The following is a 14,889-nucleotide window of genomic DNA, read 5'->3' on the forward strand; positions in this document are numbered from 1 at the left end:
GCGGCGGAAGGTGGACGCGGCCGCTGCTGTTGGGGCTGTTTCCGGGAGTCCGGGTGATGGTGGGAGTGGGGCGCCGACGGAGCAGGCAGCACCGCAGGACCCGAGTGCGGAGCGGAAACGGAAACAGAAGGCAAGGAGCGCGAAGCATTACCAGGCGAGAAAGGCTGCTGTCGATCGTGTTGGGGTGTTGGAGGCGTTGGCGGAGCAGGGGCCGCTGACTGAGGAACAGGAGGCCGAGCTGGCGGAGATTCGGCCGAAGGCCCAGCAGTGGCGGGAACAGAAGGAACGGGACGCGGAGCGGCACCGGGCGGTAAACGCGGCTGCTAATCGGGTTGCGGAGTTGGAGGCGTTGAAGGAGCGGGGGCCGCTGTCTGAGGAGCAGGAGGCCGAGCTGGCGGAGCTCCGGCCGAAGGCCCAGCAGTGGCGGAAACAGAAGGAACGGGACGCGAACCGGTCCCGGGCTGGAAAGGCTGCCGCCGATCGGGTTGCGGGGCCGGATGAGGTATCGGGGCAGGCTGGTGCTGATCAGGACGACTTGGACGTGGGGGCGGCTGCGGTGTGGCCGGGTGCGGGGGATGCGGTGGGGTTTGGGGTGTGGGGGGTTGCGGGTCCGGTAGTGGGGGGTGAGTTGGTTGGGGATTGGTATCGGTTTCTGCGGGGGGTGAATCAGGCTAATTTTGGTTCTGGTGATGAGCGTTATCAGGTGAACTGCCAGGAGGCGGTGGTGGCGCTTCACAATTCTGTCGGGTTCGGTCGGCAGTTTGTGGCGGGTCCGGCTGGTGTTGATCGGGATCCGGCTGGGTTGGAGGCGGCGTTTGGGGTGAAGGCTCGGTGGGTGGGGGGTGTTGCTGGGGTTGAGCAGTATGTGCGGAGCGGGCCGGTGGGTGTGGGTGTGCCGGTGATTTACCAGCGAGCGACGGCGGGCGTGTTCGAGTCGGTGTTCAGCGGCGTGGGCACGATGTCGGGGCTGGCGTGGCGGGGCAAGCTGCACCCGGAAGGCCCGAGCCCGTACCTCGACGTCACCAGCCGGCGTGAGGGCGGCAGCGACGATGGTGGCGGGTTTGACGGCGAGAAGGCCCCGCTGCTGGGGACAGGGTCCGGGTCGCAGACAGGGAACACCCCTGGCTATTTATCGTGCGAATGTTTCTCATCTGGACAGTCCTGGTGTGGATGGTTCTGGTGTGTTGGGGGACCGGTCGCTGGATGTACTGGCGTCCCAGACACAGGATTCGGCGGGGGAGAGGTCATCGACGGTTATCCCGCATGGTTCTGGTATGTCCTTGGATGCCGCGTTACCGGAGACTGTCACAGCCGGGTCTGAGTCTCGGGCGTTGGTTCGTGCGGGGTGGTGTCGCGGATTCCTCGGGTGGGCCTCTGCTGTTGGTGTCTCAGAGCAATTCGAATGCGGGTGTGGTGGTGTCGTCGGGTCAGGGTTCGGCCCTGGCCCAGGGTGTGAGGCGTGATGTTGTTGCGTTGATGCCGGGGCAGGGTGGGCGCGCGCCGCGGTGGACGGTGTTCGCCGCGGATGGTTCTCGGCCCAGGCCGGTGGGCGGGCCCGGTGGCCTGGTGCCGGCTGGGGGCGGTCAGGGTATGGCCGGTCTGGCGGATTCATCGGCTGTGGTCGCGTTCTCTGGTCAGAAGATGGTGGCCCGGGAAGAGACACCGGCTGGCCAGGCGAGGTCTGGCCAGCCGGGGTCGGTGGTCAGGGACGCACAGCCCGGGGCGACGGTCAGGTCTGCCAGGGAGGAAGTGTTGCGGCCTAGTGGTTCCCGGTGGCCGGGCCAGGGTGGGGGCTCTGAGTTGCCGGCCGAGGTGACGGGGCCGAAGAAGCGGCGGAAGGTGGACGCAACCGCTGGTGCTGGGGCTGTTTCCGGGAGTCCGGGTGATGGCGGGAGTGGGGTGCTCACTGCGACGGATCAGGAAGCACAGCAGGACACCAGTGCGGAGCGGAAACGGAAACAGAAGGAAGTTGACGTGAGGCGGTAGTGGTGTCGCCTGGTCAGGGTTCGGCCCTTGCCCAGGGCGTGGGGCGCGATGTTGTTGCGTTGACGCCGGGACAGGGCGGGCGCGGGCCCCGGTGGACGGTGTTCGCCGCGGATGGTTCTCGGCCCAGGCCGGTGGGCGGGCCCGGTGGCCTGGTGCCAGCTGGGGGCGGTCAGGGTATGGCCGGTCTGGCGGATTCGTCGGCTGCGGTTGCGGTCTCTGGTCAGAAGACGGTGGCCCGGGAAGAGACACCGGCTGCCCAGTCGACGTCTGCCCAGACGACGTCTGGCCAGGCGAGGTCGGTGGTCGGGGACGCACAGCCCGGGGCGACGATCAGGTCTGCCACGGACACGATGCGGGATACCGGTGGGATGCCGGTGCGGCAGTGGTCGCCGTTGGATCTGCGTCGCGAGATCGATGGGGTGAGGCAGGGGGGCTGGTCTGGGGATGATGAGCTGGCGGCGGGGTGGATCGTGCGGGGCGGGTATAACCCCCGGACGTTGGTGGGCCCGCTGGTGGGAGATTCTGCCGAATCCAGCCCGAGCGGCGTTGGGTGGTCCGGTGTGGAGCTGCGGGGCGAGGCGGTGAGATCGGGGCCGGAGACGGTTCAGGAGGAACGTTCGGGGCGAGATGGCGCGCGACGGCGCTTGCTCTGGCCTGGTGGTAGTCGGGCGGGTGGTATCGGGTCCGTAGGTGGCGATGGGCGAGACGTGGTGGATCTGCCGGGCACCGGGGTGTGGGTGATTCGGGTGTCGGGGGTGGACGTGGATAGGGAGGGGGTGTTGCGGCCTAGCGGTTCCCGGTGGCGGGGTCAGGGTGAGGGCTCTGGGTTGCCGGCCGTGGTGACGGGTCCGAAGCGTCAGCTTCGCGTTGGGCCGGTGGCGGGGAAAGCCGGCGAGAGTGCGGGGAGGACGCGGGGGGAGGATGAAGAGGGGGTACAGGTGCCGCCGGGCGCTGCAGATGCTGGGGTGATGCTGGACGTGGGTGCTTATGAGGAGTTTGTCGCGACAGAGTTGCTCGCGTTCCTGGGACAGGATGCCGGGGACGCTGCTGCGGGTGCCGACGGTGCTGGGTCGGTTGCCGTTGTCGAGACCGAGTTGCTCGCGTTCCGGGGACAGGATGCCGGGGACGATGCTGCGGGTGCCGACGGTGCTGGGTCGGTTGCCGGGGACGACGATTTCGCTGTGTTCCTCGATGAGTACGGGGGGGATTCCTCCGGATGGTTTGGGATTGGGGGCGATGAGGGGCTGGATTTTGATTAGCCGGTGGTGGATGGGGATGAGGATGTGTTGCTGGCGCGCGTGGGGGTGGGGGTGGTAGCGGGTGCTGGGGTGTTGGGGGTTTCGGCCCGTGTGGTGGGGCTGAGTCGGTGGGGTCTTGGTCTCGGTTCCTGCGGGGGTGAACCAGGCCAATTATTTCTCCGGGGATAAGCATTTCCGGGTGAATTGCCTGGAGGCCTGTGTGGCGTTCCACAAGTCTCGTAAGTTCGGTCGGCAGTTCGTGGCGGGGGCCGGCTGGTGATGATCGGGATCCGGTTTGGTTGGTGGAGACGCTGGGCGGGAAGGCCCGGTGGGTGGCTGGCTTGGCCGGGTCTGAGCAGTACGTGCGGAGCGTGCGGGTGGGTGTGGATGTGCCGGTGATCTTCCAGCGACGGGACGGTAGCGCGCATGCGGTCAATGTTGTGCATGTCAGGCACGGCGTGGTCACAGTGGCGGATGCACAGACAGGAGAGAAAGACGCGACAGCTGATGTCCTGGCAGCGACCGGGGTGTAGGTGGTTGAGCTACCGGAGGCAGGAACGGCCGATGGTTCCGTGTTGCGGCGCGAGGACGGCGGATCCGGGCCGCCCACGGAGGTGCCAGGGCTGTAAGAAAAAGGCGACGTTGAAGTCGATTTCGTCCCGTCACAGATGGGTGGATCAAGTCCATCAAAAACAAACACGATCGCAGCGGCGTTGAGCGTCGGCTTACTTATAAGGCCGATCTGGGCGAGGCGTTGATGGATTCCAGGACCAGACTCAGGCCCGACAACCCTGCGGAGGTTTATCGGTATTGGCCTGCCCGTACGGTGCCCGTGCCTGTGGGGTTGCCGGTGAATGCGGTGCAGGTGGCGGCGCCGGTGGAGGTGGTCTCGGAGGGTGGTGGGCTGGCGGGGTTCGTTGAGGGTGCGGTGGGCTCTACGGGTGGACCCTGTGGTGTTGGTGTCGCAGAGTGATCCGGTTGTGGGTTTGGTGGTGTCGCCGGAGTAGGGGGCGGCTCTGACGCGAGGTCTGGGGCGTGGTGTGGTCGCGTTGACGCCGGGCCGGTCGGGGGCACGCCACAGTGGACGGTGTTCGCGATGGATGGTTTGGCTGGGCCGGTAGCCGGGGTCCGATGCTGGGGTGCTGGCCCGGGGGAGCGTGGGGGCCTGTCCGGCCCGCAGGACGTGTAGTCCTTGTCGTTGGGGATGCGGCCGGGCGGTGTCGGGGGGACGTCCGATCCGCCCGGCCGCGCGGCTCGATGCCGCCGCGAGTGGGGGAGGGCACGGCATCGAGCCGGGTCTTCAGAGCGCGCGAAGGCGCTGGATGATTCGGTCTTTGAGCTCGTGGTCGATCCGGGCCCAGACGGGCGACTCGGACAACCTCCAGGCGTGGTTGTCGGTGGTCGGGGCGTTGTCGGGTTCGGGGTCGACTAGGGTGCCGTCGGGCCACCGCATTGGGGAGGTCACCGTGGCCAGCCCTTCATTTCTTTGAGCAGCGTGTTGCAGTCCTGGCAGGTCTTGGCGTGAATCCAGTCCATTTCGGATGGATTGGCTAGGGCGAAGGTGTTGCCGCAGAACGCTTCGTCGGCTGTTCCGGCGTCCAGGCGAGTACCCGCGAAAGCGTGCCGCACGAGTCCGTAGGAGCTGGACTCGTCTGGCACTGGCAACCAGAAGTAGCGCTGCTGCGCCTGGGGCTGGGACATGAAGACTCCAGTGTTCGGGGTTTGTAGGGGTGGCGGGCGGCGCGCGGAGCCCGAGGGGCACGCGGTGCCGGGAACACCGCTCGGTCTCGACGCTGCGCCGCCCGCCTCATATGCCCGGCCTTTCCTGTCGGGAGGACACGGAACGGCCCGGGCGGGTCTCAGAGGTGTTGGAAGCCGCTGGTACAAGCAGCATTTCGCCTAGTTAGGTGCTGATGCACCGGCGTGCCGAACATGGGCATATCCCGCTCCTTTATAAGGTGGTGTCGATCTCGTCGAGATCTGGATCACGCTGGCCTGTTGATCTAAGCTTGATCCAAGCAAGCTGAATAATCAAGTCTTCGACACCCATCCGATCGAGTGGCTGTGGGCGATACCCTTTGTGACGAAGGGAGGTATCGCCTCGCTCGGCAACGCCGCTCGTCAATCACAGGAGAGGCAGAGCAGATGCCCGCAACTGTTCGCACGGCCAAGAAGCTGCTGCTCGGGCGCGAGATCGCCCACATGATCCAGAAGGCGGACTCGTCGCAGGCCGAGGCTGCCAAACTCATTGAGACGAGTCAGCCGCGCATCGCCAGCCTGATCAGTGGCGCGAGCAACATCAGCCCCGGCGACCTCGTGCTTCTGGCGTCAAAGCTCGGCTTCACCGATGAGGGCTATCTGGAAGCACTGCGCGACCTGCGCAGGGACAACCACAAGCGAGGCTTCTGGACCACCGGCCACAACCGTGCCTACTCCGAGGACATCCGGCTACGAGTTGACCTTGAGCGGCACGCTGATCAAATCCGTGCAGTTGAGGTCGAGGTCGTACCTGGGCTACTGCAATGCGAGGCGTACGTCCGGGCGATGCATGCCGATCAGCCCGAGATCAACGGCGTGACGCTGGAAGATCGCATCCAGGCCAGGCTGGCGCGGCAGGACATCCTCGACAGGGACGAGCCGCCGCTGGTCCAGTTCGTGCTGTCGGAATCGTGCGTCCGGCGGGTATGGGGCGACAACGCCGTGATGCGTGAGCAGATCGACCATCTCATCAAGCTCACCAACCGAACCAACGTGCACCTCCAGATCATGCCGTTCGACCGCCCGGCTGGCCGACGTTCGCCGATTTCGAGTCCGTTCGTGTTGATTCGCGTGCCATCGCCTGGTGCGGCCGGGCCGCTGGAACTGGGATACGTCGAGGGCGAAGTCGAGATCCGGTATGTCGATGACAAGAAGGCGCTCAAAGCGTACGAGGCGGCGTGGGCGCGCCTCGCGAACTCTGCGCTGACGTTCGCGGAGACCCGGCGGTTCCTGAAGAGCGTCGCTGCCGACTTCGCACGATCCTCCCCAACCAAGTAACACCCAAGGAGATTACCGATGAACACAGCCCCGTCGTTAGCCTTCGCGGAGTCGGAATTCCGGAAGGCCAGCAAGAGCCGCCCTGACAAGGACTGCGTACGTGTCGCTCGCCGGGATGGTTGGGTCGAGCTGCGTGACGACAAGACGGTGTTCGGCGCGCCAGATGACGACCGGCTGGTGTTCACCGCCGAGGAGTTCGACGCTTTCTTAGCCGGTGTTCGGGAGGGCTGCACCGAGGGGCTGTGCCTGGAGATCAACCGCCGCGACACGGACGGCATGTACGTGTTCCGCCGTCGAGGCTGGGCAGCCGTCGAGCTGGTGTTCACCGAAGCCGAACTGCTGGCATTCCAGGACGGCGTCACCAACCACGAATTCGACGCAATCGCCTACACCGCATAGGTTTCCCACCTGACCGAAGGCCCAGTCACCACGTGGTGACTGGGCCTTCGGCCTGAAGAAGATTGTGCACATGCTCAGGATCAGTTGATCCGTTCGCGGGCGTAGTCGTCGAGGACGTCGGCGGCGTGCTGCACGTCCAGGTCGAGTGGACGGTCGGGGTCGATCGGGGGTACTTCGGCGATCAACCTGTCCATCACTGCGGAGCAGGCCGGGGCAGTCGGCCGGCGGTCACCGACGTGCACAGCCTGGCGCAGCGCGACCGCCAACGCGCCGTGCAGCCAGCGCAGTGAACGGGATTGATCGAGCGCGTTGAGCGCGGCCTGGGTGCCGAACGGGACAATATCCTGGTTGTGGAGATTGGTGGGCAGGCTCTGCATCGCGGCCGGGGTGGCGTTGCGCCGCATGTCGGCGACGGTGGCCGTGGCGGCGAGCTGGACACCTTGGACGCCGTGCTGTTCACCGGGGATCGTTGCCAGGACGGGTGGCAGACCGCTGTTGCGGTGCGGGTCGACCATGAGGTCCAATTGCCGCTCGGCGAGGTTGCCCATTTGGACAGTGGTGTTGGTGAGCAGGTCGGCGGCGAACGCCACGGGCTGGCCGAAGAAGTTGCCGCCGTGGGCGATCTCGTTCTGCTCGGGGAAGAACACCGGATTGTCGCTGATGCCGTTGAGGTCCACCTCGATGACCGAGGCGACGTAGTCGAGCGCGGACCCGGCGGCGCCGAGCAGTTGAGGCCCGCATCGGAGGCTATACGGCTCCTGGAGCCCGCGAGCGCCGGTAGGTTCGGCGCCTGCGAGCAGTCCACGCATCTCTCGGCCCACCGCCGCGGCGTGTTCGTGGCCGAACGCCGTGAGCAGGTTCTCGGACAGATAAGCCAGCGTGCACCCCAGTATGTCGGCCAGCAGCGCGGACAGCACCTGTGCGGTGAGGTGTGATCGGCGGATCGAGGCGAGCGCGAGACCAGCGGCGGCAGCGGTCAACGATGTGCCGTTGACCAGTGCCAGGGCGTCGCGCCCGTCCAGGCGCAACGGCTGCAGCCCTGCCCGGCGTAACGCGTCGCCCGCTGGCATCCGGCTGGCACCGAAGTACGCGTAACCATTGCCGCGCAGCGCTTGGGCGGCGTGGGCGAGTGGGATCAGGTCGCCGCTAGCACCAACGGACCCCAGGCGGGGCACGACCGGGGCGAAGCCGGTACGCAGCATCGCCGTGAGGGCGTCGATGACCGATAACGAAACACCGGAGTGCCCCCTGGCCAGCGACCAGAGCCGGACCAACAGTGTTGCGCGTACGACGGCGGTCGGCAGGTCCGGGCCGTGGCCGGCGGTGAGGTGGTTCAGGGTGTTCTCGGCCTGATCGGCCAGCCCGCTACGCCCAGGGAACCCGACCAGCGGGCCGAACCCCGTGGTCACGCCGTAGATGGCCTGGCTGGCTGCGTGGGAGTCGAGCACGAACCGGTGGCAGACCTCGATCCGGCGCCGTGTCTCGTCGTCTGCGACGACGGCGATCGGACGAGCCGCGCGCTCAAGATCGGGCGGCCCGAGCGGGCCGGGAACGCGCAGCACAACGAGATCGGCTGTGTCACTGAGCATCCGGTGTCTCCTGGGGCAGTGAGAAGTAGGCATTTGCAAAGACGTCCGCCGCAGCCGTGGCAGCGCCGAGCGCGCTGCTGATCCCGGCGCGTGAGAACCCGCCTGGGCGTGAGCGAGTATCTCCGCCTGCGGCACTCATGGGCGCATCGTGGTGTTCGCGCGGACCGGGCCGTCGTCCAGGTATTCGGTTGTAGGCACGTAGGTGGCGCGATGACCGCAGAGCCTCAGCTCAGCGATCATTGGCTAGTCCGGGATAGCCGTTTCTGACAGCCGGCACCGATATGAACGCGATGGGCATCGATTCCCGCTTTCAGCTAATCAGGCAAGGCAGTGCCGCCAGGGCTCGGGTCACCACGCTCGTTCGGGGAACGATCTGGTCTGCCGCGACGGCGAGCCGCAAAGCAGACCCGGTCCGGGCGAGCAGTTCACCGATGGCCACCTGGACCTGGACTCGGGCCAGCGGCGCACCGGGGCAGAAGTGCGTTCCGCGGCCGAAGGCGAGGTGGTGGTTGTCGGCGCGGCCGATGTCCAACTGCGCGGGTTTGTCGAACCGGCTCTCATCGTGCCCGGCGGACAGCAACGAGAACATGATCGGCTCATGCGCGGGTACGGCGGTCCCGGCGAATTGGGTGTCCTTTTCGGACGAGCGGAAGATCGGTAGATCCAGTGGCGCGGTGTAGCGGGCGAATTCCTCCACGGCGGACGGCAACAGCTGCGGATCTGCCTGCAACCGGGTCAGTTCCGCCGGGTGAGTAAGCAGCAGGTGCAGGCCGTTACCGATGAGGTTCGCCGTTCCTTCTTGTCCGGCGTTGAGAAGGCCGAAAATCGTGGAAGTCAGCTCGGGCCGGCTCAGGTGACCGTCCTTGTGCTCGCGGACCAGGGCCGAGAGGAGGTCTTCACCGGTATGTGCTTCGCGGTCCGCGCAAAGGGACTCGATGTATTCGTACAGTTCAAGCGCGGGGGCGACGAGTGCGTCCGGGGTACCGCCGTGAATCGCGGTGACCACCGCATTGGCAAGTGACTGGAAGTGTTCGTGCTGGTCGGCTGGAATTCCGCAGATCTCTGCGAGTGACCTGCCCGCGAACGGTGCCGCGTATTCGGCGACGAGGTCGACCTGGGGCCGATCGCCGAAGGAGTCGATCAACTCCCCGGCCAACGCGACCAGGCGGGGCCTCATGCGTTCGGCGGCCTGTGCCGAGAAGACGGGGGCGAGCAGTCGGCGTATGCGCGTGTGGTCCGGCGGGTCGAGGTTCTGCACGTCGCCGACGATGGCGGGCCGCACAGCTACGGGCAGTGCGTCGAATGGGGTGCTCACCCGCAGCCTGGTCTGGTCGTTGGACAGGCGCGGGTCGCTCAGGCCCTTGCGCACGTCGTCGTACCGGGTCACCAGCCATGCACGGCCGCCGTCCGGCAGAGCGACCGGCGACACCGGCTGGTTCGTCCGCAGGAAAGCATAAGTGGGAAGCGGGTTCGCCAGGAATTCCGGGCTCAGCGGTGTGGTCAGACGATTTACTGAGTCGTTCATCTGAATTGCCAATCGAATGACGCCTTCGCGCGTACTACCATGGCTTCACGCTACGACCGGAAATGATTTCGGCAATGGTTCTGCCCGAATGAGCAAAAGTTTGTACCCTTTTGCATCGCGGGCGTTGACAATGCGAATGTGTGCCCACAATTCTGTTTGGGCAGGTTGACCTATGCCCTTTTGGGTGTTCGTGTTGTGAACTTGCCGCCTTTTGGACGAATGGAAGACATGCCGGGCAGACTCGCAGGAAAGATCGCATTCATCAGTGGCACCGGACGTGCTGGAATCGGCCGGGAGTTGGCGAAGATATTCGCCGCAGAAGGAGCCAAAGTTTTCGGCTCGACACGAAGTGAGCACACTGCCGCCGAGACGGTCGCGGCTGTGAAGGCGGCCGGCGGCGTGATGGAGGCGTTCGCTCCCGCCGACCTGTCGGATCCGGCAGCGGCGCAGAACTGGATCGACGCGGGCATCGCAGCGTTCGGCGGGATCGACATCCTGGTGAACAACGCCGGGGGCCTGCGCAACGGGCCGTTCGACGAGCAGCCGCTCGATGACTGGTACTACACGCTGCGCACCGAGCTGGACTTGCCGTATCTCTGCACTAGAGCGGCGTGGCCACACCTGCGGGCGCGCGGCGGCGGCGTAGTGATCAACATGGGCTCTGTCGCCGGCATGCGTGGCGTGCTGTTCCACCCGATGCTGCCGCACGGCGTCACCAAGGGTGCGCTCATCTCGATGACCAGGCACCTGGCCGCAGCGGGAGCCGACCACAACATCCGGGCGGTCTGCATCAGCCCGGCGATGGTGCGCAGCGACGCGACCCAGCCGCACATCGACGCGGGAGAGTTCGACGACCTGATGCGCATCACGCCATCGCGGCGGATCTGCGAACCACGGGAAGTCGCCAACCTCGCCCTGTTCCTCGCCTCCGATGAGGCCACCTACATCAATGGCGCCAACATCCCGATCGACGGCGGTGTGTCCGCCGTGGGCGGATGACGACAAGGAGTTGGGACGTGCTCATCGACAGCTCGACGGTCGAACCGCTGGTTCGGGCCGCCATCGGAAATGCCATGCGGATCTCCCTGCAAGACTGGCCCGCCGACCGACCGCTGGAGGAGGTCCCGGACGGGATCTTCGACAGTTTGGTGCGCCTGGACGCAGTGGCTCGGCTGGAGCAGAAGCTGGGTGCGGGGTCGCTCGACCTGGAGAAAGGCGCCGGCCGGCTGGGCAGCATCGCCTCGATTACTGACTGGATCGTGAGCGAGCTTGGTGCCCGGGCATGAACCTCGCCCCGGAAACGGCGCTGCGCCACTACTTTGGCCAGGCCGATGCGTCCCAGGGTGGTTGGACCGGTGGTTGGTCCGTCCGATGGGACGCGCTCAGCGCATCGCAACGGGAAGCTGTGCTGAGTCGTGAGGTGCCCGAGGTGGTGACCGTTCGCACCTCAGGCTCCACCGGTGTGCCAACACAATGGTCTCGTTCCCGTGAGCAGGTGCTGGCCGAGGCGGCCATGCTGGCGGCGCTCTGGCGGGAAGACCCCGTTGACCTCATGCTGGCGTTCGCCCCACCAACCCACCTCTACGGTCTGCTCACAACGCTGCTGATGCCGGCTGTGCTGGGCGTCGAGGTCTGGTACCAACCCGGGCCGGAAGCCGCGATGCCCGACGTGCGCGGCCGGGCCCTCGGGATCACCGCGATCCCGTGGACCTTCCGTCTGTTGGACCGCCGCCGCGACGAGCTCGCAAGAGCCTCTCGGATAGTGATCCAGCACAGCACGGCCACGCTGCCACCCGGCGCCGAGGACTTCGCCAACGCCTTCGGCCGTGGCCGGGTCCGTATCACCGAGATCTTCGGATCGACCGAAAGCGGGGGCATCGCCCACCGCACCGGACGTGATCAACCGTGGACGCTCTTCCCGGACATCACGCTCACCCACACCGCGGACGGCGCACAGCCGGAAGTTCCGCTGGTGGTGTCTGGACCACGTCTCGCCACGGGACTGGATACCTGGGCCACCGGCGACTTCGTGGAGGTCGTCGACCCACGGCACTTCCGCTTCCACGGCAGGCGCACCCGGCTCCGCAAGATCAACGGCGTGCGGGTGGACTTCGACGAGGTCGAGCACAGGCTTCGCGACACTGTGCCGAGCAAGGACGTCGCCTGCGTCCCGGTCGACGACCCAGTACGCGGCGAGAACTTCACCGTCCTCGTCGTACCGGACGGGCCGGGCGGCCCCGATGTCGTCAAGGCAGTCCGGATCGCCCTCAAGTCATGGAACCTCGTGCCGCACGAAGTTCTTGTCGTGCCTGCCATCGAACGCAGCGAGACAGGGAAACTACGCCGATGACGCCAGCCATCGCCATTACCCGAATCAAGCTTGACACCGGATTCGGGCGCGACCTCGAGCAGACCTGGCGTCGTGTGCAGGCAGGGGAAAGCGCCGTGTGCACGACAGGCGAGTTCGACGGTGCCTACATATCGAGAATGGACAGTGCGGTCGATTTGGTCTCGCTCGTGGCGGCCATTTCGGAAAACGGCCTGCCAGCCGACACCGGTGTGGTCATGGGTACCAACGGTGCCCCCGAAATGGCGTGGCTGACTGGCCAGCCGTATTCGGTGCTCGACGATGTCGCCGAGGCGATCGGGGCCACTGGCCCGCGCGCGGTGTTCGGGACCGGCTGCATCGCGGGCACGAACGCCATCTGCTACGCGATCGATGTCCTGCGAACCGGTCGGGCGCGGGCCATGCTCGTCATCGGGCTGGAGACGCTGACGGTGACGACAATGGCGACCTTCCGGAGCTGGAAGGCGATCGACCCCGCACCGTCCCGGCCATACCAGGGCAGCAGCGGAATCAACCTCGGGGAGGGCATCGCGGTGCTGCTGCTCGAGGCCGATCCGCAGGACGGTGTCATCGCGTACGTGAACGGATACGGCCTGAGTTCAGACGCATTCCACGTAACCTCGCCGCCGCCGAACGGAGAGGGCCTGGCACGGGCGATGACGATGGCTCTGGACGACGCGGGGGTGTGTCCTGAGGACGTGGATTACGTCAACGGCCACGGTACGGGCACCTCCGCGAACGATACCGCCGAACTGGCCGCGATGCGCGCAGTGTTCGGAGCTTCCGCGCCGCCCATTTCCAGTTCGAAACCGCAATTAGGACATACGCTCGGCGCGGCGGGTGTCGTCGAGACGGCGATCACCGCGCTGGCCATCCGCGACCAGGTGCTGCCCCCGACAGCCAGCGCCGATCCCGCTGAGACGGGTGAGTGGGACGTCGTGCCCCAGAGGGCACGAGCGTCGCGCGTCGACGTCGCGGTCATGAACTCACTCGCATTCGGCGGTGCTAACGGTGTCCTGGTCCTCGGGCGCCACGCTGGTAATCGTCACTCCACGACGGACCGGCAAGTGGCCAAGGGAGGTGAAGTTACGGTGCCGGACGTCGGCACAGCAACCGAGCTAATTCCCCGCGCTTATGCAAACCGTCTGGACGACTTGGGAAAACTCGCGATGGCTGCCGGGCAGTCCGCGTGGCACGCGGTCGGCCACACCGCCGACGACCGCCCTGCCGCCGACCGAACCGGTTTGGTCTTCGCCACCGCCAGCGGGCCCACGCGTACGATTGACGAATTGCATGCGACCGAACTGCGCGGGGAACTGGACCGAATCAATCCGGTCACCGCGCCTAACATCGTCTGCTCGGTGACGGCCGGCTACATCTGCCAGTTGCTCGGCATCAAAGGGCCGCTGTCGGCCATCACATCCGGTGTGGACTCCGCTGCCATAGCCGACGACTACGCACACGGCCTGATACGACAAAGACGTGCCGACACCGTGCTGGTCGTTTGCGCGGACGAGGTGGGCGGTGCGCGTGCCTACGTGCTGAAAGAGGAGCCGTTATGCGTGTCGTGATCGCCGGCGCTGGTATCGGTGGACTCTGCCTAGCCCAAGGACTGACCCGGGCGGGCATTACGTGCGCGGTTTACGAACGCAGCCCTGCGATCTCGTGGAGCGGATACCTGCTGCACATGAACGCCGACGGGGGTCTGGGCCTGCGCACCTGCCTGCCGGACAATCTGTACGAGTTGTACGTTCAGACTTCGCGCGTCACGCCAAGACGGGATGTCCTCGTCCTCCAGGACCATCGCGGCAACGAGGTCGCCACAAAGCCCCACATCGGGCCCCCGAACGACCCGATCGTGCCGCACACCACCGTGCATCGCCGGGCGCTGTGCCAGATCATGCTCCACGGCATCGAGAACGTGGTGCACTTCGGACGCCCGGTGCGGGGATACCAGCAGTCCGCGGCTGGGGTTGCTGTCGAACTCGCAGACGGCGAAGAGGTAACGGCCGACGTACTGATCGGCGCGGACGGGATCAACTCAGTCGTCCGGCGTCAGCTCTTGCCGGATGCCGAAGTCGACGTGCTCGTCGAGCACGTCTTGCTGTCGAAGGCGCCGCTGACACCCACCCTCCGGCATACACTCCCAGACGCCTTCGACGACAGCTTCGTGATCACAATGGACCCCTTCGGCTCACTCATGGCAGCAGGCGTATTCGAGGCGCGCCGCAATTCCCTCGCCGCGGCGAGGGAATTGGCGCCAGGGCTGTGGCTCGAACAGGTCGATGACTACGTGTCGGTCAGTCTCGAACCCGCAGTGGAAAGCATCGGACTTTCCCGGACGGACTTCTTCTCCGGTTCCAAGCCTTCTCTCCACGACGTGATGCGGCGTGCAGTCGCCCACTGGCATCCCGGGTTGCAGTACCTGGTGGCCAACGTCCTGCCAAGCTCGATCGTGCCCAAGACCAACCGTGTTGTCCGGCCTGTCGCGGCTTGGCGGCCGAGCAACGTCACTGTTCTCGGCGACGCCATCCACGCGATGCCACCCATGCTTGGCGACGGCGCCAACAGCGCCCTCCGAGACGCCGGTTCCCTCGCCACAGCGCTGATCGACGCAGCCGCCGGTCGGGTAGGTCTGATCGAGGCGATCGAAAGATACGAGGACGAAATGCGCACAAGAACCTACCCCTTGCTGCAATCGACCAGCATCTGATGACCGATGTCTCGGCGCGTCGCACCGCTGCGTGACCACCTCGTCACGCAGCGGTG

Annotated in this window: 14 protein-coding genes; 9 read left to right on the forward strand and 5 right to left on the reverse strand. The window is 66.2% G+C overall.

From position 1 onward, the window contains the following. Nucleotides 1-1,321: hypothetical protein (locus SSPN_RS0119275; protein ID WP_237710668.1), on the forward strand; the 1,321-nt coding region annotated here is incomplete at its 5' end. Between the two features lie 885 nt (nt 1,322-2,206). Here the strand turns inward: SSPN_RS0119275 and SSPN_RS61710 are convergent. Continuing rightward, nucleotides 2,207-2,335, reverse strand: coding sequence for a hypothetical protein (locus tag SSPN_RS61710; RefSeq protein WP_272941766.1), 129 nt, complete (start codon nt 2,333-2,335; stop codon nt 2,207-2,209). A gap of 616 nt (nt 2,336-2,951) precedes the next feature. On the opposite strand from SSPN_RS61710, the gene SSPN_RS55025 reads away from it, so the two are divergent. After that, nucleotides 2,952-3,245: a hypothetical protein gene (locus tag SSPN_RS55025; protein ID WP_148272004.1), complete on the forward strand. Its 294-nt coding sequence runs from the start codon at nt 2,952-2,954 to the stop codon at nt 3,243-3,245. Between the two features lie 1,279 nt (nt 3,246-4,524). Here the strand turns inward: SSPN_RS55025 and SSPN_RS60020 are convergent. Both SSPN_RS60020 and SSPN_RS44590 read right to left on the reverse strand, forming a co-directional pair. Then, nucleotides 4,525-4,677 carry a hypothetical protein gene (locus SSPN_RS60020; RefSeq protein WP_237710669.1) on the reverse strand — a complete coding sequence of 51 codons (153 nt, stop codon included), beginning with the start codon at nt 4,675-4,677 and terminating at the stop codon, nt 4,525-4,527. Between the two features lie 8 nt (nt 4,678-4,685). Continuing rightward, nucleotides 4,686-4,925, reverse strand: a complete 240-nt coding sequence (locus SSPN_RS44590; RefSeq protein WP_010307543.1) for an HC3 family zinc finger protein — start codon at nt 4,923-4,925, stop codon at nt 4,686-4,688. Nucleotides 4,926-5,288: 363 nt separating this feature from the next. On the opposite strand from SSPN_RS44590, the gene SSPN_RS0119305 reads away from it, so the two are divergent. Continuing rightward, on the forward strand, nt 5,289-6,260 hold the full coding sequence (locus tag SSPN_RS0119305; protein WP_237710670.1) for a Scr1 family TA system antitoxin-like transcriptional regulator: 972 nt from the start codon (nt 5,289-5,291) through the stop codon (nt 6,258-6,260). A gap of 18 nt (nt 6,261-6,278) precedes the next feature. Next, nucleotides 6,279-6,659: a DUF397 domain-containing protein gene (locus tag SSPN_RS44595; protein WP_010307545.1), complete on the forward strand. Its 381-nt coding sequence runs from the start codon at nt 6,279-6,281 to the stop codon at nt 6,657-6,659. An 80-nt stretch (nt 6,660-6,739) separates the two neighbouring features. On the opposite strand, the gene SSPN_RS0119315 is transcribed toward SSPN_RS44595, so the two are convergent. Both SSPN_RS0119315 and SSPN_RS0119320 read right to left on the reverse strand, forming a co-directional pair. Then, nucleotides 6,740-8,248 (reverse strand): HAL/PAL/TAL family ammonia-lyase, encoded by a 1,509-nt coding sequence (locus SSPN_RS0119315; RefSeq protein WP_010307546.1) that lies wholly within the window; start codon nt 8,246-8,248, stop codon nt 6,740-6,742. Between the two features lie 310 nt (nt 8,249-8,558). Beyond that, entirely contained in the window at nt 8,559-9,773 is a 1,215-nt protein-coding gene (locus tag SSPN_RS0119320) for a cytochrome P450 family protein (protein WP_044574651.1), read from the reverse strand. 228 nt (nt 9,774-10,001) lie between these two features. Here SSPN_RS0119320 and SSPN_RS0119325 point away from each other — a divergent pair, with 228 nt between their 5' ends. The 5 genes from SSPN_RS0119325 to SSPN_RS0119345 are packed head-to-tail and all read left to right on the forward strand — an operon-like array spanning nt 10,002 to nt 14,833. After that, nucleotides 10,002-10,772: an SDR family NAD(P)-dependent oxidoreductase gene (locus SSPN_RS0119325; protein WP_010307548.1), complete on the forward strand. Its 771-nt coding sequence runs from the start codon at nt 10,002-10,004 to the stop codon at nt 10,770-10,772. Nucleotides 10,773-10,789: 17 nt separating this feature from the next. Beyond that, on the forward strand, nt 10,790-11,059 hold the full coding sequence (locus SSPN_RS0119330) for a hypothetical protein (RefSeq protein ID WP_010307549.1): 270 nt from the start codon (nt 10,790-10,792) through the stop codon (nt 11,057-11,059). Next, nucleotides 11,056-12,123: an AMP-binding protein gene (locus tag SSPN_RS44600; protein ID WP_010307550.1), complete on the forward strand. Its 1,068-nt coding sequence runs from the start codon at nt 11,056-11,058 to the stop codon at nt 12,121-12,123. Before SSPN_RS0119330 ends, SSPN_RS44600 begins: the two co-directional genes overlap by 4 nt. Beyond that, entirely contained in the window at nt 12,120-13,691 is a 1,572-nt protein-coding gene (locus SSPN_RS44605; protein WP_010307551.1) for a beta-ketoacyl synthase N-terminal-like domain-containing protein, read from the forward strand. The genes SSPN_RS44600 and SSPN_RS44605 overlap by 4 nt, the downstream gene beginning before the upstream one ends. After that, complete coding sequence (locus SSPN_RS0119345; RefSeq protein WP_010307552.1) at nt 13,679-14,833, forward strand: FAD-dependent oxidoreductase; 1,155 nt, start codon at nt 13,679-13,681, stop codon at nt 14,831-14,833. The genes SSPN_RS44605 and SSPN_RS0119345 overlap by 13 nt, the downstream gene beginning before the upstream one ends. The last annotated feature ends 56 nt before the right edge of the window (nt 14,834-14,889 follow it).

The organism is Saccharopolyspora spinosa NRRL 18395, from assembly GCF_000194155.1.
Taxonomy (GTDB): Bacteria; Actinomycetota; Actinomycetes; order Mycobacteriales; family Pseudonocardiaceae; genus Saccharopolyspora; species Saccharopolyspora spinosa.